The organism is Nocardioides sp. SLBN-35 (assembly GCF_006715725.1).
In the GTDB taxonomy this organism is placed as follows: Bacteria; Actinomycetota; Actinomycetes; order Propionibacteriales; family Nocardioidaceae; genus Nocardioides.
Map to the genome: position 1 here is coordinate 3,594,606 of NZ_VFNU01000001.1, position 20,939 is coordinate 3,615,544.

General features: G+C 71.8%; 20 protein-coding genes and 1 other RNA gene. 10 read left to right on the forward strand and 11 right to left on the reverse strand.

Features of this window, described 5'->3' with window-relative positions; genetic code table 11:
• The first annotated feature begins 6 nt into the window (after window positions 1-6).
• Genes FBY23_RS17355 through FBY23_RS17370 form a run of 4 tightly spaced genes read left to right on the forward strand, consistent with a single transcriptional unit; the run spans window position 7 to window position 5,441 of the window.
• A complete protein-coding gene (locus FBY23_RS17355) occupies window positions 7-2,481 on the forward strand; it encodes a DNA topoisomerase (ATP-hydrolyzing) subunit A (protein ID WP_141799288.1) in 2,475 nt (824 codons plus the stop codon).
• A 4-nt stretch (window positions 2,482-2,485) separates the two neighbouring features.
• Entirely contained in the window at window positions 2,486-3,199 is a 714-nt protein-coding gene (locus FBY23_RS17360) for an LppX_LprAFG lipoprotein (protein ID WP_141799289.1), read from the forward strand.
• Window positions 3,200-3,209: 10 nt separating this feature from the next.
• Window positions 3,210-4,937 (forward strand): MFS transporter, encoded by a 1,728-nt coding sequence (locus FBY23_RS17365; RefSeq protein WP_141799290.1) that lies wholly within the window; start codon window positions 3,210-3,212, stop codon window positions 4,935-4,937.
• A 9-nt stretch (window positions 4,938-4,946) separates the two neighbouring features.
• A complete protein-coding gene (locus FBY23_RS17370) occupies window positions 4,947-5,441 on the forward strand; it encodes a carbonic anhydrase (protein ID WP_141799291.1) in 495 nt (164 codons plus the stop codon).
• A gap of 9 nt (window positions 5,442-5,450) precedes the next feature.
• On the opposite strand, the gene FBY23_RS17375 is transcribed toward FBY23_RS17370, so the two are convergent.
• Genes FBY23_RS17375 through FBY23_RS17385 form a run of 3 tightly spaced genes read right to left on the reverse strand, consistent with a single transcriptional unit; the run spans window position 5,451 to window position 8,510 of the window.
• Window positions 5,451-5,822: a hypothetical protein gene (locus tag FBY23_RS17375; RefSeq protein ID WP_141799292.1), complete on the reverse strand. Its 372-nt coding sequence runs from the start codon at window positions 5,820-5,822 to the stop codon at window positions 5,451-5,453.
• A gap of 4 nt (window positions 5,823-5,826) precedes the next feature.
• Window positions 5,827-6,516 carry a GNAT family N-acetyltransferase gene (locus FBY23_RS17380; protein ID WP_141799293.1) on the reverse strand — a complete coding sequence of 230 codons (690 nt, stop codon included), beginning with the start codon at window positions 6,514-6,516 and terminating at the stop codon, window positions 5,827-5,829.
• Window positions 6,513-8,510, reverse strand: a complete 1,998-nt coding sequence (locus FBY23_RS17385; RefSeq protein WP_260806589.1) for a type IIA DNA topoisomerase subunit B — start codon at window positions 8,508-8,510, stop codon at window positions 6,513-6,515. Before FBY23_RS17385 ends, FBY23_RS17380 begins: the two co-directional genes overlap by 4 nt.
• 346 nt (window positions 8,511-8,856) lie before the next feature.
• On the opposite strand from FBY23_RS17385, the gene FBY23_RS17390 reads away from it, so the two are divergent.
• On the forward strand, window positions 8,857-9,078 hold the full coding sequence (locus tag FBY23_RS17390) for a hypothetical protein (RefSeq protein WP_141799295.1): 222 nt from the start codon (window positions 8,857-8,859) through the stop codon (window positions 9,076-9,078).
• A 122-nt stretch (window positions 9,079-9,200) separates the two neighbouring features.
• On the opposite strand, the gene FBY23_RS17395 is transcribed toward FBY23_RS17390, so the two are convergent.
• The 4 genes from FBY23_RS17395 to FBY23_RS17410 all read right to left on the reverse strand — a co-directional run bounded on the left by FBY23_RS17395 (window position 9,201) and on the right by FBY23_RS17410 (window position 13,301).
• On the reverse strand, window positions 9,201-10,679 hold the full coding sequence (locus FBY23_RS17395; protein WP_141799296.1) for an RNA polymerase sigma factor: 1,479 nt from the start codon (window positions 10,677-10,679) through the stop codon (window positions 9,201-9,203).
• Between the two features lie 144 nt (window positions 10,680-10,823).
• Entirely contained in the window at window positions 10,824-11,408 is a 585-nt protein-coding gene (locus FBY23_RS17400) for an HhH-GPD-type base excision DNA repair protein (protein ID WP_141799297.1), read from the reverse strand.
• The gene (locus FBY23_RS17405) at window positions 11,363-12,586 is read right to left on the reverse strand and encodes an MFS transporter (RefSeq protein ID WP_141799298.1); all 1,224 of its coding nucleotides are present in this window, start codon (window positions 12,584-12,586) and stop codon (window positions 11,363-11,365) included. Before FBY23_RS17405 ends, FBY23_RS17400 begins: the two co-directional genes overlap by 46 nt.
• Before the next feature lie 94 nt (window positions 12,587-12,680).
• A complete protein-coding gene (locus tag FBY23_RS17410; protein WP_160158278.1) occupies window positions 12,681-13,301 on the reverse strand; it encodes a TetR/AcrR family transcriptional regulator in 621 nt (206 codons plus the stop codon).
• 83 nt (window positions 13,302-13,384) lie between these two features.
• On the opposite strand from FBY23_RS17410, the gene FBY23_RS17415 reads away from it, so the two are divergent.
• Both FBY23_RS17415 and FBY23_RS17420 read left to right on the forward strand, forming a co-directional pair.
• On the forward strand, window positions 13,385-14,245 hold the full coding sequence (locus FBY23_RS17415; protein ID WP_141799300.1) for an SDR family oxidoreductase: 861 nt from the start codon (window positions 13,385-13,387) through the stop codon (window positions 14,243-14,245).
• On the forward strand, window positions 14,242-15,486 hold the full coding sequence (locus tag FBY23_RS17420) for an NADH:flavin oxidoreductase/NADH oxidase family protein (protein WP_141799301.1): 1,245 nt from the start codon (window positions 14,242-14,244) through the stop codon (window positions 15,484-15,486). Before FBY23_RS17415 ends, FBY23_RS17420 begins: the two co-directional genes overlap by 4 nt.
• Before the next feature lie 12 nt (window positions 15,487-15,498).
• Here FBY23_RS17420 and FBY23_RS17425 read toward each other — a convergent pair whose 3' ends face one another.
• The 3 genes from FBY23_RS17425 to FBY23_RS17435 are packed head-to-tail and all read right to left on the reverse strand — an operon-like array spanning window position 15,499 to window position 16,453.
• Window positions 15,499-15,777, reverse strand: a complete 279-nt coding sequence (locus tag FBY23_RS17425) for a hypothetical protein (protein WP_141799302.1) — start codon at window positions 15,775-15,777, stop codon at window positions 15,499-15,501.
• Between the two features lie 37 nt (window positions 15,778-15,814).
• A complete protein-coding gene (locus FBY23_RS17430) occupies window positions 15,815-16,018 on the reverse strand; it encodes a hypothetical protein (protein WP_141799303.1) in 204 nt (67 codons plus the stop codon).
• A gap of 9 nt (window positions 16,019-16,027) precedes the next feature.
• Window positions 16,028-16,453 carry a M48 family metallopeptidase gene (locus tag FBY23_RS17435; RefSeq protein ID WP_141799304.1) on the reverse strand — a complete coding sequence of 142 codons (426 nt, stop codon included), beginning with the start codon at window positions 16,451-16,453 and terminating at the stop codon, window positions 16,028-16,030.
• Window positions 16,454-16,505: 52 nt separating this feature from the next.
• On the opposite strand from FBY23_RS17435, the gene rnpB reads away from it, so the two are divergent.
• An RNA gene (gene rnpB / locus FBY23_RS17440) (RNase P RNA component class A) lies at window positions 16,506-16,869 on the forward strand.
• A 10-nt stretch (window positions 16,870-16,879) separates the two neighbouring features.
• Here rnpB and FBY23_RS17445 read toward each other — a convergent pair.
• The gene (locus FBY23_RS17445) at window positions 16,880-17,803 is read right to left on the reverse strand and encodes a methylenetetrahydrofolate reductase (RefSeq protein ID WP_141799305.1); all 924 of its coding nucleotides are present in this window, start codon (window positions 17,801-17,803) and stop codon (window positions 16,880-16,882) included.
• Between the two features lie 82 nt (window positions 17,804-17,885).
• Here FBY23_RS17445 and FBY23_RS17450 point away from each other — a divergent pair, with 82 nt between their 5' ends.
• Together FBY23_RS17450 and FBY23_RS17455 are read left to right on the forward strand one after the other, a co-directional pair.
• Window positions 17,886-19,097: an FAD-dependent monooxygenase gene (locus FBY23_RS17450; RefSeq protein ID WP_174245226.1), complete on the forward strand. Its 1,212-nt coding sequence runs from the start codon at window positions 17,886-17,888 to the stop codon at window positions 19,095-19,097.
• Between the two features lie 9 nt (window positions 19,098-19,106).
• Window positions 19,107-20,813, forward strand: a complete 1,707-nt coding sequence (locus tag FBY23_RS17455) for a helicase (RefSeq protein ID WP_260806067.1) — start codon at window positions 19,107-19,109, stop codon at window positions 20,811-20,813.
• The last annotated feature ends 126 nt before the right edge of the window (window positions 20,814-20,939 follow it).

Consider the following 20,939-nt stretch of genomic DNA (forward strand, 5'->3'; position numbering starts at 1 on the left):
CCCCCCATGGCACGGCGCACGAAGGCAGAACCCCTCCCGGAGGACTTCGAGGAGCACATCCTCGACACCGACATCCGCGACGAGATGCAGTCGTCGTTCCTGGAGTACGCCTACTCCGTCATCTACTCGCGGGCCCTGCCCGACGCGCGCGACGGTCTCAAGCCGGTGCAGCGCCGGATCCTCTACACGATGAACGACATGAACCTGCGGCCCGACCGGGGGCACGTGAAGTCCGCCCGTGTCGTCGGTGAGGTCATGGGTCGGCTCCACCCCCACGGCGACGGCGCGATCTACGACGCCCTGGTCCGCACCGCCCAGTCGTGGTCGCTGCGGCTGCCCTACATCGACGGCCACGGCAACTTCGGCTCGCCCGACGACCCGCCGGCCGCGATGCGCTACACCGAGTGCCGGATGGCGCCGGCGGCGCTGGCGATGACGGAGTCGATCGACGAGGACACGGTCGACTTCAAGCCCAACTACGACAGCCGCGAGTACGAGCCGACGGTGCTCCCCTCGGCGATCCCCAGCCTGGTCGTCAACGGTACGACGGGCATCGCGGTCGGCATGGCGACCAACATGGCGCCCCACAACCTGGTCGAGGTGGTCCAGGCGCTGCGCCACCTGATCCAGCACCCGAAGACCGACATCGACGGCCTGATGAGGTTCATCCCGGGCCCCGACCTGCCGACCGGCGGCAAGATCGTGGGCCTCGACGGCATCCGTGACGCCTACGAGTCGGGCCGCGGCGTGTTCAAGATGCGCGCCACGGCCCGGGTCGAGACGATCGGGCGGCGCAAGGGCATCGTGGTCACCGAGCTGCCCTACGGCGTCGGGACCGAGAAGGTCGTCGAGCGGATCAAGGTGCTCGTGCAGTCCAAGAAGCTGCAGGGCATCGCCGACATCAAGGACCTCACCGACCGCGAGAACGGCCTGCGCCTGGTCATCGAGGTCAAGAACGGCTTCGTGCCCGAGGCGCTGCTCGAGCAGCTCTACAAGCTGACCCCGCTCGAGGACTCCTTCGGCATCAACAACGTCGCCCTCGTCGACGGCCAGCCCCGCACCATGGGCCTCAAGGAGATGCTCGAGGTCTTCCTCGAGCACCGCTACGACGTCGTCCGCCGCCGCTCGCAGTTCCGCCGCAACAAGAAGGCCGCCCGCCTCCACCTGGTCGACGGCCTGCTGCTGGCCCTGATCGACATCGACGAGGTCATCCAGGTCATCCGCACCAGCGACAACTCGGCGGCCGCCAAGGAGCGGCTGATGAGCGTGTTCGAGCTCTCCGAGGTCCAGGCCGAGTACATCCTCGAGATGCAGCTGCGCCGGCTCACCAAGTTCTCCCGCCTCGAGCTCGAGAAGGAGCAGGAGGAGCTGCGCCGCGAGATCGAGGAGCTCGACGCGATCCTCGCCGACGAGGGCCTGCTCAAGAAGCTCGTCTCCACCGAGCTGGCCGAGGTCGCCAAGACGTTCGGCACCCCGCGTCGTACCGTCCTGCTCGAGTCGGCCGGCACCACCGCCGTCGCCGCCGCGGCCGCACCGCTCGAGGTCGCCGACGACCCGTGCTTCGCGCTGCTGTCCTCGACCGGCCTGCTGGCCCGCACCAGCAACGCCGACGAGATCGGCACCGGTGGCAGCCGGGCCAACCACGACGTGGTCGTCTCCGCCGTCCGCACGACGGCCCGTGCCGACATCGGCGTGGTCACCTCCGCCGGGCGACTGATCCGGCTGGCCGTCCTCGACCTCCCGGCGATCCCGCCCTCGGCCAACGAGCCCAACCTCCAGGGCGGCCTGCCGCTGACCGAGGTCCTCGAGCTGGCCGCCGGCGAGCGGGCGCTCGCCCTGACCACGCTCGCCACCGACGGCCCGGGCCTCGCGCTCGGCACGAAGCAGGGTGTCGTCAAGCGGGTCAACCCCGAGGTGCTCAGCAAGGACGAGTGGGACGTCATCGGTCTCAAGGACGGCGACGAGGTCGTCGGCGCGGTCGAGCTGCGCACCGGCCAGGAGGAGCTGTGCTTCGTCACCTCCGACGCCCAGCTGCTCCACTACCCGGCCGACTCGGTGCGTCCCCAGGGCCGGTCCGGCGGCGGCATGGCCGGGGTCCGGGTCGCCGAGCGCGAGCGGGTGGTCTGGTTCGGCGTGCTGGACCTGAACTCCCCCGGCGGCGTGGTCCTGGTGACCTCGTCCGGCTCCTCGACCGCCCTGCCCGGCACCGAGCCCGGGTCGGTCAAGGTGACCGACTTCTGGGAGTACCCCGCCAAGGGCCGGGCCACCGGCGGGGTGCGCTGCCACCGCTTCCTCAAGGGCGAGGACACCCTGGTCTTCGCGTGGGCCGGGCCCGCGCCCGCTCGGGCCGCCGCCGGCAGCGGTGCGCCGGTCGACCTGCCGGAGGCCACCGGCCGCCGCGACGGGTCCGGCGTGCCGAGCAGCCAGGCGCTCGCCGCGGCCGCCGGTCCGCTCGCCGTCACCCTGGGTGTGTCAGGGTGAGCGCATGACGACCCCGACCCGCGTGGCCGCCGGCCTGCTCACCGCTCTCGTCGCCGTCAGCGGCCTGACCGCCTGCTCGGGTGACGACGGCGGCTCGAAGGCCGCGTCGTGGTCCGACGCCGGCGCCAAGGCCAAGAAGCTGCTCGACGAGACCAGCGGAATCGAGGTCTCGCTGTCGACCGGCGACGATCCCGGCACCGACTACCTCTCGGCCGCGAGCGGCACCATCGTCGCCGACCCGGCCGCCTTCGAGGGCTCCGTCGCGGGCCGGGTCAGCGGGTTCGAGGCGAGCTCCATCAACGTCGTGTCCGTCGACGGCACGCTGTGGATCGACGCACCGATCATCGGCTGGACCGACAAGTACCAGGCGGCCGACCTGTGCGCCCCCGACCCGGCACAGCTGCTCGACCCGTCGACCGGCGTGTCGAGCGTGCTCACCAGCAGCACGGACGTGAAGGCCGGCAAGTCCGAGCGCGGCGGCAAGGACAACAAGGAGATCTTCCACACCTACGCCGGCACGGCCACGGGCGACTCGATCCGCAAGATCCTGCCGTGCGCCGAGGGCGACGACTTCAAGGCGACCTACCGTCTCGACGACAAGGGCTACCTGCGCACCGCCCGGCTCACCGGTGTCTTCTTCAAGGACTCCGAGCCGCTGACCTACACCATCGACGTCACGAAGTACGGCGTCACGAAGGACATCTCGGCTCCGAAGTGAGCCACCACCGATGAGCGCGGCGAACCGGCTGCTGCTGGCCTTCTGCGCGGTCGCCGTGGCGTTCGCGGCGGTGGACACCTATGTCGTCGTGCTCGCGCTGCCGGACATGATGGCCGGCGCCGGCATCCCGGTCGAGGAGCTCCAGCGCGCGGCGCCGATCGTCTCGGGCTTCCTGCTGGGGTACGTCGCGATCCTGCCGCTGGTGGGCCGGATCGCCGACCTGCGCGGTCAGGTCCCGGTCCTGGCGATGTCGCTCGTGGTGTTCTCGATCGGCTCCCTGGCGACCGCGATCTCCTACGACCTGCCCAGTATGGTCGCCGGCCGGTTCCTGCAGGGCGTCGGCGGCGGCGGGCTGGTGCCGGCGACCATGTCGCTGGTCGCGGCCCTCTACCCGGTCGAGCGACGCGGGCTCCCCCTCGGCATCGTCTCCGCGGTCCAGGAGTTCGGCAGCGTCCTCGGACCGCTGTTCGGCGCCTTCGTGCTCTCCTTCACCACCTGGCGTGGGATCTTCGCGATCAACCTCGCCGTCGGGGCGCTGCTCGTCGTCGCGGTCGGCCTGGTCGCCGCTCGCCCGGAGGTCGAGGAGGTCGTGCAGCGACCGTCACGAGACCACCGCAACGTCCTCGACCGCACGATCGGCATCCTGCTGCTCGTGGCGACCCTGGTCGCCGGCTTCCTCACCTTCGTCGAGCCCGGCGGCCTGCAGCGCGACCTGACCTGGGGCCGGCTGTTCATCCCCTACCTCGACGGCGGCAGCCGCTGGGTCACCCCGGTCGGCCTCGCGGCGGTCGTCGCCTTCGTGCTCCTCGTCGCCTGGTGCTGGTTCCGGCCGCGGGCCCTGGTCGACCTGCGCGGCTGGCTCGGCCACCTGCTCGCCGCCGACCTGCTGGGTGCAGGCCTGCTCGCGGTGCTCCTGGGCGGCATCGTGCTCGCGTTCGCGACCGCCGACCCGGAGGTGGCGGTCTTCTCCCCGCAGGGCCCGTGGTTCCTCCTGGGCTCGGCGGTGGCGGCCGTGCTGCTGGTGCTGCACCTGCGCCGGGCCGCCGCCCCGATCGTGCCCCGCGGCGCACTGCGGCCGGTCCCCGCATGGGGTGCCCTCGTGGTCAGCTTCCTGGTGGGCTGGGCCCTGATCGCCGCCCTCGTCGACATCCCGCTGTTCGCCCGCACCACCACCGAGAAGGACTCCCAGCTCGGTGCGGCGCTGGTCCTGCTGCGCTTCCTGGCCGCACTCCCGGTCGGTGCCGTCCTCGGCGGCTGGCTGCTGCGGCGTACCAACGCCGGGTTGCTCACCGCGGTCGGCATGCTCGCCGCCAGCGGCTCCTTCCTGGTGATGGGCCAGTGGGACGCGCACAGCCTCGACGGGTTCGCCGCCAGCGTCCCGCTGGTCGTCGGCGGTCTCGGCTTCGGCCTGGCCCTCGCCCCCGTCAACGCCGCCATCCTGGCCAGCACCGACGACGACACCCACGGCCTCGCCAGCGCGCTGGTCGTCGTCGCCCGGATGGTCGGCATGCTGGTCGGCATCTCCGCCCTGACCACGATCGGCCTGCGCCGCCTGTACGCCGCCCGCGCCGACGACCCGAGCCTCGGCATCAGCGAGCTCGGCATCCTGCAGGAGCAGGCGGTCTTCCGGGGCGCCTCCGCGGCGGCGTTCGCCGCGGCCGTGCTCGCGCTCGCGGTGTTGTCGAGAGCACACACCCGCGACGTGGACACCGCCGAGGTGCTGCGCGCCGGCGGCTAACCTGCCGTCATGGGCGATTTCGATGATCTGCTGAAGGCCAATCAGGAGTACGCCGCCGACTTCAAGGACGGCGGCTTCGACGGTATCGCGCGCGCCGGCATCGGCCTGGTGACCTGCATGGACTCCCGGATCGATCCCCTGGGCCTGACCGGCCTGAAGCCGGGCGACGCGAAGATGATCCGCAACCCCGGCGGCCGGGTCGACGACCTGACCCTGGACGCGTTGGTCATCTCGGTCCACATGCTCAACGTCGACCGGATCATGATCATCCCCCACACCCGCTGCGCCGTGGCCAGCAACAGCGAGGCCGCGCTGCGCGAGCGACTCGACGCATCGACCGGCCAGGACACGTCCTGGCTGACGCTGCCGGTCACCGACGGCCAGGCGGCGGCGCTGGTCACCGACGTCCAGCGGGTCCGGGCCCACCCCCTCATCCCCGACTCGGTCAAGGTCGGCGGGTTCATCTACGACGTCGACACGGGGCTGCTGACCCAGGAGGTCTGAGCCGCCGGCTCAGAGCAGGTCGCGCAGCCGCTGGTCCACCAGCGCGCCGGGCAGGTCGCCCAGGCTGCCGCCGAGGGCGGGGAGGTCACCGAGCGCGGTGATCCTGTCGAGCAAGGCGGTCGTCGCGCCGACCGGGTCGCTGCCGAGCGGGACGTCCATCAACAGCGGGCAGTCGACGGCGCCGCCGTCGGGCTCGGGCGGTAGCGCGCCGGTCCAGCAGCCGACCTCGAGCCGCAGCGGCGCGGTGGGGCCGACGCCGTCGGCCAGCACGTCGACGTACCAGAACAGGTCGCCGACCGGGATCCGCAGGTGACCCCGCCGGGCCTTGGCGCCGCGAGCCTTGAGCAGCTTGACGACGGCGGTGCGGTCGGCGGCGCTCATGACCTCATGCTGGCACACCCGGCGGCACCCGGAACCCGCGGAAGGTCACCTCGCGCCGGACCTCGAAGCCGAGGGCGTCGTAGAGCCGGATCGCCGGGAGGTTGTCGGCCGCGACGTGGAGGAACGCCTCCTCGCCGCGCGCGCGGATCCGGCGCGCCAGCTCGGTCACCAGCAGTCCCGCCAGGCCGCGGCCGCGCGCCTGCGGCGCGGTCGTCACGGCACTGATCTCGCTCCACCCCGGCGGCCGCAGCCGCTCGCCCGCCATCGCGACCAGCCCGCCGCCGTCACGGACCCCGAGGTAGGTGCCCATCTCATGGGTGCGCGGCCAGAACGGCCCGGGCCGGGACCGGTCGACCAGCGCCAACATGTCCGGTACGTCGCCCGCCCCGAGCTCCACGACCTCGACCCCCGCGTCCGCAACACCCACGAGCGAGCCCGCCACCAGCTGCAGGCCCGGCAGCGTGAACACCGGCTCCCAGTCGGCAGGCGGCGTCGCCGGCGAGCTGAACAGGTCCGCGAACCCGCCCGGCCCGAGCAGCGCAGCCAGGTCCGCCCAGTCTGCCGGCGTCGGGTCGACCGGCACCGCAGCGAACGAGGCGACGCCGGCGTCGTACCGCAGCACCCGGCCGATCCCGACAGCGAACGCGGCGTGCGCACCCCGCAGGGACGCACCGACCGGGTCGTCGAGGTTCACGCGTCGAGGGTCTCCATGTCGACCTCGTAGGCGCCCTGGATGATGAACTCCTTGCGCGGCGCGACGTCGCTGCCCATGAGCAGCTCGAACACCTCGGAGGCCACCTCGAGCTCGTCGACCGTCAACCGGCGCAGGGTGCGGCGACGCGGGTCCATCGTGGTCTCGGCCAGCTGGTCGGCGTCCATCTCGCCGAGGCCCTTGTAGCGCTGGACCGGGTCCTTCCACTTCACGTTCTTCTTCTTGAGCTCAGCCAGCTTGCGCTGCAGCTCGTCGTCGGAGTACGTGTAGACGTACTTCTCCTGGCCCTTCTTGGGGTTGGAGATCTCGATGCGGTGCAGCGGCGGGACGGCGGAGAAGACGCGGCCGGCCTTGACCAGGTCGGGCATGTACTTGAAGAAGAGGGTCGCGAGCAGGGTGCGGATGTGGGCGCCGTCGGAGTCGGCGTCGGCCATGAAGATGATCCGGCCGTAGCGGCGGGCGTCGAGCTCGAAGGTGCGCCCGGAGCCGGCGCCGACGACCTGGATGATCGAGGCGCACTCGGCGTTCTTGAGCATGTCGCCCACGGACGCCTTCTGGACGTTGAGGATCTTGCCGCGGATCGGGAGCAGCGCCTGGAACTCTGCGTTGCGGGCGAGCTTCGCGGTGCCGAGCGCGGAGTCGCCCTCGACGATGAACAGCTCGGTGCGCTCGTTGTCGCCCGAGCGGCAGTCGGCGAGCTTGGCCGGCAGCGTCGAGGACTCCAGCGCGTTCTTGCGGCGCTGTGTCTCCTTGTGCTGGCGCGCCGCGATGCGGGTCTTGGACGCCGCGACGACCTTCTCCATGAGGAGCTTGGCCTGCGCCTTCTCGGCCCGCTTGGTCGACGTCAGGAACTCCTTGAGCTCCTTCGCCACGACCTTGCGTACGACGGTCCGCGCGGCCGGCGTACCGAGGATCTCCTTGGTCTGGCCCTCGAACTGCGGCTCGGCGAGCCGGACCGTGACGACGGCCGTCATCCCCTCGAGGATGTCGTCCTTGATCACGTCGTCGTCGTTGACCTTGAGCGCCTTCGCCGCGCGCATCGACTCGTTGAACGTCTTGGTGAGGGCGTTCTCGAAGCCGGAGACGTGGGTGCCGCCCTTGGGGGTGGCGATCACGTTGACGAAGGAGCGCAGCTCGGTGTCGTAGCCGCTCCCCCAGCGCACCGCGACGTCGACGGTGAGCTCGCGCTCGACGTCCTGCGGGGTCATGTGACCCTTGTCGTCGAGCAGCGGGACGGTCTCGGTGAACACGTCGCTGCCCTGCAGCCGGAGCACCTCGGTGACCGGGTCGCCGGTGGCGAGGTAGTCGCAGAACTCGCCGATGCCGCCGTCGTGGCGGAACCGCTCCTCGGTCCACTCGGCCTTGTCGGCGGCGCGCTGGTCCTTGATGACCAGCTCGAGACCGGGGACGATGAACGAGGTCTGCCGGGCGCGCCCGACCAGCCCGTCGAGCACGAAGTCGGCGTCCTTGGTGAAGATCTGGCGATCCGGCCAGAACCGGATCCGGGTGCCGGACCTCCCCTTCGCGACCCGGCCGCCCTTGCGGGACAGGCCGGACCGGGGAGTGAAGGCCGCGCCGGGCCCCTCGCCGTCGAAGACGCCGGGGACGCCGCGCTGGAAGCTGATGCCCTGGCTGGCCGGCGAGCGGTCGACGTCGATGTCCATCCGGCTCGACAGCGCGTTGACGACCGAGAGGCCGACGCCGTGCAGGCCACCGGTCGCGACGTACGAGCCGCCACCGAACTTGCCGCCGGCGTGCAGCTTGGTCGCGACGACCTCGACGCCGGTCAGGCCGGTCTTGGGCTCCTTGTCGGTCGGGATGCCGCGGCCGTCGTCGTAGACCTCGACCGAGCCGTCGGGGTGCAGCGTGACGTCCACGGTGCGGGCGAAGCCGCCCAGCGCCTCGTCGACGCCGTTGTCGATGATCTCCCACAGGCAGTGCATCAGCCCCCGGGTGTCGGTGGAGCCGATGTACATCCCGGGACGCTTCCGCACGGCTTCGAGGCCCTCGAGGACCAGGAGGTGGGCTGCGTTGTAGGTGTTGTCGGCGATGACCGGCTCCTCACGGTGGATCACGGGTACTTCCAAGGAGATGAATCTACCGGCGACACGCCGACGGGCTACGGAGCCATGGCCGATCGGATGGTCACAAGCTTGTTTCGGGCAGTGGAAAATCCCAGAAGCTTCCCCCATCAGGTGCTTGGATGAAAGGGAACGCGAAAGTGGAATGGTTCACACGGGGACGGGAATCTTTGTTCCAGTCGCTACGTTGATCCGGACGACACCCGATGAGGGTGGTGATCGCATGAGAGAGAGGCCCGAGATGACGACTGCTGTTGCTCCCAGCGCCCCGCTGACCGCGGAGGACCGCTGCGACCGTTGTGGAGCCCAGGCCTACCTCCGCGTAGAGCTCACGGCGGGCGGAGAGCTTCTCTTCTGCGCCCACCACGCCCGCGAGCACGGAGATGCACTCAAGGACATCGCCGTCGCCTTCCACGACGAGACCCACAGGCTGACCGACAAGCCGGCGCCCGTCGCCGACTGACCCGGATCCCGGCCGAGGCCCCGAGCACCAGCTCGGGGCCTCGTCCTTTTTTCGTGGCCTGCTCGAAAAGGCGATCGGCCCCGCCGGGTGATCCGGGCGGGGCCGATCTGCGTCGTACCTGATCAGTCGAGGTAGTCGCGCAGCACCTGCGAGCGCGACGGGTGCCGCAGCTTCGACATCGTCTTCGACTCGATCTGGCGGATCCGCTCGCGGGTCACGCCGTAGACCTTGCCGATCTCGTCGAGGGTCTTCGGCTGGCCGTCGGTGAGGCCGAAGCGCATCGAGACGACGCCCGCCTCGCGCTCGGAGAGCGTGTCGAGGACGGCGTGCAGCTGCTCCTGGAGCAGCGTGAACGACACGGCGTCGGCCGGGACGATCGCCTCGGAGTCCTCGATCAGGTCACCGAACTCGGAGTCGCCGTCCTCGCCGAGCGGGGTGTGCAGCGAGATCGGCTCACGGCCGTACTTCTGGACCTCGACGACCTTCTCCGGGGTCATGTCGAGCTCCTTGGCGAGCTCCTCCGGGGTGGGCTCGCGGCCCAGGTCCTGCAGCATCTGGCGCTGGACGCGGGCGAGCTTGTTGATGACCTCGACCATGTGCACCGGGATGCGGATGGTGCGGGCCTGGTCGGCCATGGCGCGGGTGATCGCCTGCCGGATCCACCAGGTGGCGTACGTCGAGAACTTGTAGCCCTTGGTGTAGTCGAACTTCTCGACCGCGCGGATCAGGCCGAGGTTGCCCTCCTGGATCAGGTCCAGGAACAGCATGCCGCGGCCGGTGTAGCGCTTGGCGAGGGAGACGACGAGTCGCAGGTTGGCCTCGAGCAGGTGGTTCTTGGCGCGGCGACCGTCCTCCGCGATCCACTCGAGCTCCTCGTGCACCTTCGGGGAGAGCTTGCCGCCCTTGCCGAGCTTCTCCTCCGAGAACAGGCCGGCCTCGATCCGCTTGGCGAGCTCGACCTCCATCTCGGCGTTGAGGAGCGGCACCTTGCCGATCTGCTTGAGGTAGTCCTTGACCGGGTCGGCGGTCGCGCCGGCGACCATGACCTGCTGGGCCGGCTCGTCGGTCTCGTCGGCGGAGGAGACGATGAAGGACGCGTTCTTCTCATCCTCCTTGATCGTCGGGTCCGCGGCGACGTCCTTCTCGAACTGGTCGTCGGGGATGTCCGGGAGAACCTTCTTGCCGTCGGGGCCGACGACCGGAGCGGCCTCGCCGGCGCCACCCGGGGCGCCGTCGCCCGACGTGGCGGGCGCCGCCTTCTTCGCCGGGGCCTTCGCGGCCGGGGCGGGCGCGGCCTTCTTGGCCGGCGCCGGGGCCGCCTTCTTGGCGGTGGTCGCGGTCGCCGACGCCGTCTTGCGCGCGGCCGCGGCGACGGCACGCTGCTCGACGGGCGCGCCGAGCTCGACGGAGATGCCGAGACCCGACAGGTGGGCCATCAGGCCCTTGAGCTGGGCCGGGGCGACCTCAGCGGCGGCGAATGCCTGGCGGAGGTCCTCCGCGGCGACCCGGCCGACCGGCTCGGCGCGCTCGATGAGCGCGGCGATCGACGGGTGGCTGAGCAGGGCGGGCGGGACCGAACGATGGTTCGAGGACACGAACACCTCTCGATGCTGACGGTTCTAGGGCGCGGCAAAGACCGGAGGTGTCAAGACCGCTTCAGCCATTCTGCCACGGCACTCCCAGCCCCTTGCGCATCGGGGCGTTCAGGGCCCGTTCAGCGCCGGCTCAGCAGGCATTCAGGAAGCTCAGGCCTTGGCGGCGGTCTTGGCGGGGGGCTTGGCGGCAGCCTTGGCCGCCTTCTTGTAGTCGCGCACCTTCTGCAGGGACACCGGGTCCACCACGTCGGCGACCGAGCGGAAGCCGTCGAGCGCGTAGTCGCCCGCCGCCTTCTCCCACCCCGTCGGGCGTACGTCGAGCTGCTTGGCCACCAGCGCGGTGAAGATCTTGGCCTTCTGCGCCCCGAACCCGGGCAGCGCCTGGATCCGCTTGAGCAGGTCCTTGCCGTCGGTGGCCTCGGTCCACAACCGCGACGCGTCGCCGTCGTACTGCTCCACGACGATGCGGGCCAGCTCCTGCAGCCGTGCCGCCATCGACCCCGGGAACCGGTGGATGGCCGGCGTGGTCGAGCACAGCGCCGCGAACTCCTCGGGGTCGGCAGCCGCGATCGCCGCCGGGTCGAAGCTGCCGAACCGGCCGACGACCTTCTGTGGCCCCAGGAAGGCGTGCTCCATCGGGTACTGCTGGTCGAGCATCATCCCCACGAGCAGCGCGAACGGGTTGGAGCTCAGGAGCTCGTCGGCGGCGGCGTCGTCGGTGATGTGGATGGCCATGGGGACATCCTGCCCCACGCCAGCGCGACCCCGGCAGCGCCTGCCGAGAGCCCGGCGGCGAGCGCGAACGGCAGTGCCGCTCCCCCACCGGCGAGCAGTCCGGCGCCCGCCGTGCCGAGCGCACCGCCGGCGTTGACTCCGACGTTGACCCAGGTCGACATCTCGGTACGACGCCCGGCCGGGACTCGCTCGTCGATCGCGGCGTAGGCGACCACGAACACCGGCGAGGTGGCGAGGCCGCCGATCGCGAGCACGACGGCAGCGACGAGCAGGCCGCCGGCGAGCGCGACGGCGAGCTGGGCGAGGGCGAGGCCGGTGACGAGCACGGCGAGCACGCGGCCGGCCGGGTGGCTGCGGCCGTGCCGGGCCCAGAGAAGCCCTCCGGCCACGGCGCCGACGGCGAGGGCCGCCTCGACGGGACCGGCGAGCCCGGGGCGGCCGACGCGGTCGGCCAGGGCGGCGATGCCGACGAACGTGGCCGCGCTGCCGGCGCCGAACAGGAGCAGCGCGAGGACCAGGCCGGCCAGGCCCGTCCTCCCGTGGTGGCGTCGGCGTGGCGCCGCCGTGGTCGCCTGGGCCGCGGGCCGATGGGGCGAGGCGACCAGTGCGAGCGTGCCGCACCAGACCAGCCCCGCCGCGACGAGCAGCCCGACCCACGCGGGACCGACCGCCAGGACGCCACCGGCGACGATCGGCCCGACCAGGTACAGCGACTCCTCGCCGACCGAGTCGAGGGCGTACGCGCGGCGCCGTTGCGGACCCTCCGAGGCGATCTCGCGCCACTGCGCACGCATCGACGGCCCGAGCAACGGTCCGCTGACGCCGATCAGGAGCGAGACCCCGAGCCAGACCGGGGCCCGGTGGTCGCCGTGGGCGAGGACGACGGCGACGACGAGCAGGACCGACCAGCACGAGGCAGCGAGGGGCAGCACCCGGTGCTGGCCGAGCCGGTCGAGCAGCCGGGCCTGGACGGGCATGACGAAGGTGGCGAGCCCGAGGCTCGCCGAGCAGGTGGCCGCGACGGCGAACGAGCCGGTCGCGTCGCGGACGGTGAACAGGAAGCAGAGCGGGAGCACGCCGTACGCCAGGCGACCGAGCAGCGCGCACGCGAAGGTGCGCGCGACCGAGGGGCCGGCGAGAAGCAGGCGGGTGCTCCCGGCGTCGGTGACGCCGGGCATGGAGAACCTCCGGAACAGAAGGGACGAGGGCACGCTGAGGACGCGGCCGGCGCGAGGCGTCCGGCCGCAGCTGTGCCCTAGTGCCGCACGGAGGTCATGCCGAGGACCCTAGCCGCTCCAGGCTCGCGAGGAGGTGGGCACGCAGGACCGGCCAGTCCGGGTAGGCGCCGACCGCGCCGGGGATGTTGGCGACCAGCACCGTGCCGCGCACCGTGGCCATGGCGATCTGGACGAGCTCGGCGAACCCCGCGCGCCCGGCGTACGACGGCAGCACGGCCGCCGCGATCCCCTGGATCTCGCTCATGCCGCTGCACACGATCTCGGCGACCCGTGCCGCCATCGCCGGCTCGGTGCGCGCGACGTTGAACAGCTCGAGGACCGCCGGGGTGACCGGGAGGTTGTGGATCTCCCAGATCAGGTCGAGCAGCGCGCCGGCCCGCTCCCGCTCGGTGCCGACGTCGAGGCCACGGGTGGCCGCGTCGGCGAGGAGCTGGTCGACGAGGCGGACCATCGCGGCGTCGACGAGGGCGGCCTTGGTCGGGAAGTAGTGCTGTTGGGCGCCCTGGCTGACGCCGGCCCGCTCGGCGACGCGGCGGGTGGTCGTGGCGACGTACCCGTCCTCGGCGAGGCACTCGATGGTCGCGTCGAGCAGGCGCTCGGTGGTCGCGGCGCGGCGCTCGGCCTGCCGTCGTCCCGCTGCCGTCGCCGCTGCCATGGCGCGATCGTGGCGCAGGTCTCCCGACATTTGCAAGTCGGATGACTTGTCAAGTCACCTGACTGGGAACTAGGTTCCCGTCCATGAAGGACTTCCACGACAAGGTCGCCGCGATCACCGGCGCGGGGTCCGGCATCGGCCGGGCGCTCGCCCTCCAGCTCGTCGCCGAGGGCGCCCGGGTCGCGATCAGCGACTGGGACGCCGACGGCCTCGCCGAGACGGCGCTGCTGCTGAAGGAGCAGGGTGCCGAGCCGCACAGCACGGTGCTCGACGTCCGCGACCGGGTCGCCGTGCACGCGTGGGCCGACGCGGTCGCCGCCCACTTCGGCGCGGTCAACCTGGTCGTCAACAACGCCGGCATCACCATCTTCGGCACCGTCGAGGAGAGCCCCTACGAGGACATCGAGCGGGTCGTCGACGTCGACTTCTGGGGCGTCGTGCACGGCACCAAGGCGTTCCTCCCCCACCTCGCCGCCTCCGGCGACGGGCACGTCGTCAACGTGTCGAGCATCTTCGGCCTGTTCGGCGTGCCGACGCAGAGCTCCTACAACGCGGCCAAGTTCGCGGTGCGCGGGTTCACCGAGGCGCTGCGCCAGGAGCTGCTCATCGCCCGGCAGCCGGTCGGCGTCACCTGCGTCCACCCCGGCGGGATCAAGACCAACATCGTCAACAACGCCACCGCGAGCAACGCCGCCGACACCGCCGGCATCGCGCGGGTCTTCAACGAGAGGCTGACGCGCACGACGCCCGAGGCCGCCGCGCGCACCATCCTGCGCGGCGTACGGCGCGGCCGGCCGAAGGTGCTGATCGGGGCCGACGCGGTCGCGGTCGACCTGCTGGTGCGGGCCCTCGGGGCGTCCTACCAGCGCCCGTTCGCGGCCGTCTCTCGCCGCCTCACCGCCTCCCTCGCTGCCCCCGCCTCCTCGAAGAAGGTCTCCGCATGACCCCGCACCTCGGCTCCCCCATCGCCCTGCCCAACGGCCACAAGCTCGCCAACCGGTTCATGAAGTCGGCGCTGAGCGAGTCGCTCGGCGAGCGCGACGGCGGTCCGTCGCAGAAGCTGGAGCGGCTCTACAGCCGCTGGGCCCGCGGCAGCTACGGCCTGGTGGTGACCGGCAACGTGATGGTCGACCGGCGCCACCTCGGTGAGCCCGGCAACGTCGTCATCGAGGATGACCGCCACCTCGACCGGCTGCGCGCCTGGGCCTCCGGCTTCCAGGACGGCGGCACGCCGCTGTGGATGCAGGTCAACCACCCGGGCCGCCAGGCCAACGCCCTCGTCGGCCGCCACCGCCCGGTCGCACCGAGCGCGATCCAGGCCAAGGTGCCGGGCGCCTCGAAGCCGCGTGCACTCGAGGACGCGGAGATCCGCGAGATCGTCGACCGGTACGCCACCGCGGCCGCCGTCGCCGAGCAGGCCGGCTTCGCGGGCGTGCAGATCCACGGCGCGCACGGCTACCTCGTCACCCAGTTCCTCTCCCCGCGCACCAACCAGCGCGACGACGCGTGGGGCGGCGACCCCGAGCGGCGCCGGCGGTTCGTGCTCGAGGTCCTGAAGGCGATCCGGGCGACGACGTCCCGGGGCTTCGGCGTGGGCATCAAGCTCAACTCCGCGGACTTCCAGCGCGGTGGGTTCACCGAGGAGGAGTCCCGCGAGGTGGTCCGCGCGCTCGTCGCCGACGGGATCGACCTGATCGAGATCAGCGGCGGCTCCTACGAGGCGCCCGCGATGATGGGCACGATGGCCGCCTCCACGGCCGCCCGGGAGGCCTACTTCCTGGAGTACGCCGCCTCGGTGCGGGACCTCGCGGGCGACGTACCCATCGCCGTGACGGGCGGCTTCCGCTCCGCCGCCGCCATGGAGGCCGCCGTCGAGTCCGGCGACTGCGACATCGTCGGCCTCGGCCGCCCGACCTGCCTGCTGCCGGAGGCGCCGCGCGCGATCCTCGAGGACGGACTCGCCACCCTGCCGAGCTCGAACGTGAAGGCCGGGCTGCGTCCCGTGCTCGGCAAGGTCGCGAACCTCAAGCAGCTCGACGGCGCCCTCGACCTGTCCTGGCACACCGACCAGCTGCACCGGCTCGGCGCCGGCAAGGAGCCCGACCCGGGCCGCTCGTGGGCCGAGGCCGCTCTGTGGCTGGGCCTGCGCAACGGGCCGGGGGCGTTCCGCGCCAAGCGGGGCTGAACCTGGCCGCCCTCAGGCCGTCCAGTCCAGGAAGATCCCCCCGGCGGTGACGGCGACCCACCACCACACGAACGAGAACACCCCGAGCCACACCGTCCAGCGCGGGTGCGGCGTCCACCACACGAAGCACAGCACGAACATCACCAGCCAGGTCAGCAGGAGCACGACGACCGCCCACGCCGGCGCGAGCAGCCCCGAGGCGGCGTACAGGAAGAACGACGAGACCAGCAGAACCAGGCCGACGAACGGCCACGGCGAGATCCGCCGTCCGGTGGCAGGGTCGATCGCCACCGGACGGATCCGGCGGCGGCGGGCGAAGACCAAGGGGCTACTGGTCCTCGGCCTCGTCGGCGTCGTCGTTCCAGGCCGGATCGTGGTCCCAGGCCTCGGTGCGCTCGGCAGCCTTCTCCAACGCCCGGGAGGCCTCGGCCTGCGTGGGATAGGGACCGAGTCGGTCCTTGTTGGGACAGCCCTCGACGCCCTCGACCTGGTGGTGGGTCAGGCAGAACCAGTATTCGTTGTCCGCGGACATGGTCCGAACCTACTGCAGACGACCCGCCAGACGCTCGACCCGCAGCACGTCGTACTCGTGCTCGGGGTCGCCGGTCATCGCCGCGGCCAGCCGCAGGTGCGGCAGCGCGTCGTCGTACTTCGACTGGCGCTCCAGGGCCCGCCCCAGCGCGTGGCGACTCCACGCGTCGGCCGGGTCGTCGGCCACCAGGCCGGTCAGCTCGTCGGTCGCCTTCTGCAGCTGGGCGCGCATCAGGTAGGCCCAGGCCCGCAGCGAGCGCAGACCCCGGTTCTCGGGCTCCAGCTCGAGGGCGGGCTCCAGCACCTGCAGCGCCTCGCGCGGCGCGCGCCGGGAGAGGAAGTCATGGGCGGTCCGGTACGCCGCCTCGTGACGTGCCGTCGTACCCGGGAACACGATCGGCGGCAGCACCTTGATCATCTCGGGCATCTCGTTCATGTGCCCCTCAACTGTCCGCCGGGTCCGGTTGTTCCCTAGAGTGTGCGGCGGACGGGCTGGCCGGGCGACCGCGTGATCCATCGCCGTGAGGCGTCGGATCCCGAGGAAAGTCCGGGCTCCACAGAGCAGGGTGGTGGGTAACACCCACCCGGGGTGACCCGCGGGAAAGTGCCACAGAGAACAGACCGCCTCGCTCCTCGTGGGCGCGGCAAGGGTGAAACGGTGGGGCAAGAGCCCACCAGTGCGCCGGGTGACCGACGCAGCTAGGCAAACCCCACCCGGAGCAAGACCAGACAGCACACGTTCGAGGGCGGCTCGTCCGAGTGTGCGGGTAGGTCGCTCGAGGCTGTCGGCAACGGCAGCCCTAGATGGATGGTCGCCGATCACAGAACCCGGCTTACAGGCCGGCCCGTCCCCCTCCCTCGATCAGCAGGAACGCAGCTGCGCGCTCAACCTCGCCGCCAGCTCGACCGACGCCTCGATCTCCTCCCGCCGGATCGAGACACTCTCGACATTGAGCCCGAACGGTACGTCGAGACGGCGGCAGAAGTCGGCGAGCTCGGTAGCGGTGGCGGCGGCCTGCTCGAACGACGCGGTCAGCGGGTTCGTCGAGTGCCGCAGGTCGTTCTCGATCCACCTCGGTACGTCGACGCCGAGCCAGCGGAGGAACTCGAGGGTCTTCATCGACCCGCAGACCGAGAAGGTGAACACGATGGGGACAGGGGCCAGCCCTCGTTCCTCACACGCGTAGCGGTAGTCCGAGACCAGGTTCTTGGTGGCGTTGAGGTCGTAGACCACCTGCGTGACGAAGAACCGGCAGCCCGCCTCCTGCTTGGCGATCAGCCGCAGGTGCTCGTCCTCGCGACGGCTGTGCCGCTCGGGGATCGCCACCCCGCCGAGGAGCAGCCGGGGGTTCGCCTCGGCCCGCAGGGCCTGCGCATCCGTGAGGGTGACGGGCGCCGTCGTACCGCTGGACGAGGCACCGACCATCACCGTCAGGGTCCGGCGGTGGTCCTGCTCGGCGAGCCAGCCGCGCAGGTCCTCGCGCTGGTACTTGCCGACCGCGCGGTAGACGATGACGGGTGTCCGCCACGAGGAGAGGTACGCCGAGCGGTACTCGGCCGGGTCGACCGTGGGGCTGAAGGGGAACGGGCGCTCAGCAGGGTTGCGGGAGCTCTCGTCGTCGATGTCGTACAGGACCAGCCCGTCGAGGTCGAGGTGCTCCAGGCGCTCCACGGTGGCGCGCGCGATCTCCGGGAGCCGCTCGGCCGGCGTCGACTGCCGCGGCGGCGTGATCGCGAAGAGGACGAAGCCTCCGCGACCTTCTTCGATGCGCGTTGCGACATCCACGCCGTGAGGGTAGCGGGACCGATGAGTTCGGGACGACGGCCGGGTCACACCAGCATCGGTCGACGAGGCGAAAGAGAGCACGATGGGTGACATCAAGGTGTTGGTGACCGGAGCGAGCATCGCGGGACCCGCGCTCGCCCACTGGCTGTGCCGCCGCGGCGCCGAGGTGACGGTGGTGGAGCAGGCGCCGGCTCTGCGTCCCGGCGGTCAGGCCGTGGACGCGCGTGGCGTGGCCAAGGAGGTCATCCGCCGGATGGGGCTCGACGCGGCGGTACGGGCCGCGTGCACGAACACCGCCGGCGCGTACTCGGTGGACGCCGAGGGCAGCGTGCTGGAGACCCACCGCGCCGAGGACAACGACGGCGACGGCTACGTCTCCGAGATCGAGATCCTGCGCGGTGACCTCGCCCAGGTCCTGTACGACGACACGAGCCAGCAGGTCGAGTACGTCTTCGGGGACCGGATCGCCGAGCTCGCCCAGGACGCGGACGGCGTCGACGTCACCTTCGCCAGCGGAGAGGAGCGGCGCTTCGACCTCGTGATCGGCGCCGACGGACTGCACTCGGCACTGCGCGGCATGGTGTTCGGGCCGCGGGAGAGGTACCTGCGCCACCTCGGCCTGGTGCTGGCGTTCTTCACCGTGCCCAACGAGTTCGGGCTCGACGGCTGGATGTACGACTACCAGGACGCCGGCCGCTGGGCCGGGCTGCGACCGGTCCCCGACGCCACCAAGGCGATCGCCATGCTGTCCTTCCCCGCCGCCGACTTCGAGATCGACCACCGCGACGTCGAGGCCCAGAAGCGGCTGCTGCGCGAGCAGATGGCCGGCTTCGGCTGGGAGACGGCACGCATCCTCGCGCACCTGGACGACAGCCCGGACTTCTACCTCGACCAGGTCGCCCAGGTCGTGATGGAGGACTGGCACGACGGGCGGGTGGGCCTCCTCGGCGACGCCGCGTTCAGCGCCTCGCCGATGTCGGGCGCGGGCACCGGGCTCGCGCTGGTCGGGGCGTACCTGCTCGCGGGCGAGCTCGCGGCCGCGGGCTGGGACCCGGAGGCCGGGTTCGCCGGCTACCGGGAGCGGATGCGCGACTACGTGGAGGCCAACCAGGAGATCGGCCGGATGCACGTGCAGATGCTCACCGCGACGCCGGACCCCGAGCCGGGTCCCGAGCCGAGTCCCGAGCCGGACATGGAGCACTTCACCGCGCTGATCGAGCGCGCGGTCGGCGGCCCCGAGCTGCCCGAGTACGACGGCGTGCCGGACGCCGGGAGGAGCGGCCCGTCCCGGTAGCGTCCGGGAGTGGCCAGTTCCCGCCGACCCCGCGCGCGGCGTCGTACCGCATCGACGCGACCGCTGCCGTTCGCCGGGCCGGGTGAGCGGCTGTGGGTGCTCGACGTGCCGTACGGGACGTCGGTCGACGGCGCGACCTGGCACCCGGCGGTCAAGACGCACCTGTACGTCGGACGGGCGCTCCCCGCGGACCTGCGGCCCTACGCGCCCGGCCCCCACACCCTCGGCCGGTTCATCGAGAACACCCTCAACCCCGACGATCCGACGCCCGGCCCGGAGCCGAGCGACGCGCTCGAGCCGCGCAGGATCCAGTTCGAGGCAGCGGACGCGATCGCGGCCAGGGCGGACGCGGGCGGGCGGCTGTTCCTGCTGGCCGACGAGCCCGGCGTGGGCAAGACGATCTCGGCGGTCCTCGGGGCGGTGGCGGTCGGCGACCTGCGCGGTGCGCGACGGGTGCTCGTCGTGGCGGACCGGCCCGCCGCGATCACGATCGGGCACTGGTGCCGCACGATCACGGCGCTCGGCGACGGCGGTCTCGAGTGGGTCGTCATCACCTGGGACCGGCTGGAGAAGGTCAAGGACCACACGTGGGACGTGATCATCGCGGACGAGGCCCACGCGCTGCGCCGAACGACCACCAAGCGCTGGAAGCACTGGACCCGCATCTCCGGGCACGCCAAGCCCCACGACAAGGCGCCGTTCGTCATCGCGACGACCGCGACGCCCGGGCACACGCCGCTCGAGCTGCCGTACCTCGCGCCCGGCTACGCGCAGGTCCTCGGCGAGTCGATGAAGGACTGGACGAGCGCCACCCAGCCCGGCGCCACCTTCGCCGGGGCGCTGGAGCGGCACGGCGTCGCGGTCGAACCCGGTCGGTACGGCGCGGCGTGGACCACCGATCCCGCGCGGCGCGCCGCGGACCTCAAGCTGGTGCGCGGCTGGCTCGCCGACGAGCGACCGCCCGCGATGCTGCACCGCGCGGCGCCGTGGGGACCGGTGCCGATCTCGGGCATGCCGGTGGCGCTCACGCCGGCCGAGCGGTCGGCGTACGAAGCGGAATGGGGCGAGTTCTGTCGCGAGATGGACATCGCCCGCCGCGGCCGCAATGTCGCGAAGGGGCGGGCGGCCCTGCTGCGGTTCCGGCAGAAGGCCGGGCTGATCCGGGTCGAGTCGACGGTCGACTGGATCGCCCAGCAGGTGCGGGCCGAGCGACAGGTCGCGTGCTCGGTCGAGTTCGTCGCCACCGCCGCCGACCCGATCGTCGACCGGCTGCGTGACTCCGGGATCGAGGTCGCCACGATCTACGGCCGCGACCGGTTCGACGCCGAGGCGGAGCGGCTCCGCTTCCAGACCGGCGAGGCGAAGGTCTGCGTGTTCACCACCGTCGCCTCGATCAGCCTGCACGCCGGCGAGACGCTCGCCGACGGCCGCCAGGCGAGCACCGAGCCACGGGTCGGCGTCTTCCACCAGGCCCGCTTCTCGGGGATCGCCGGACGGCAGGTCACCGGCCGCACCCACCGCGACCACCAGGTCTCGCCCTGGCACATCGCGTACGCCGAGGGCACGGTCGAGGAACAGGTCGGCAAGGTGATGGTCGAGCGGATCGCCGCCGCCTCCGACACCGTCGGCAGCGACACCACCGGCCTCGCCGGCCTCGCCGAGCTGCTCGGCGCCGACTGGCTGCCGACCGCCGCGCTGACCGAGGATAGTGCCTGACACCAGCGGCCCAGACCGGAGTCGAACCGGTCACCGCGCTGCGGCTGTTTCGTCGGCAACCCTGCGGGCCCTGGCCGGTGACGTGCTGTCGCCGGCACTCGGTCGGTACCCATCGTGGGGCGCGGG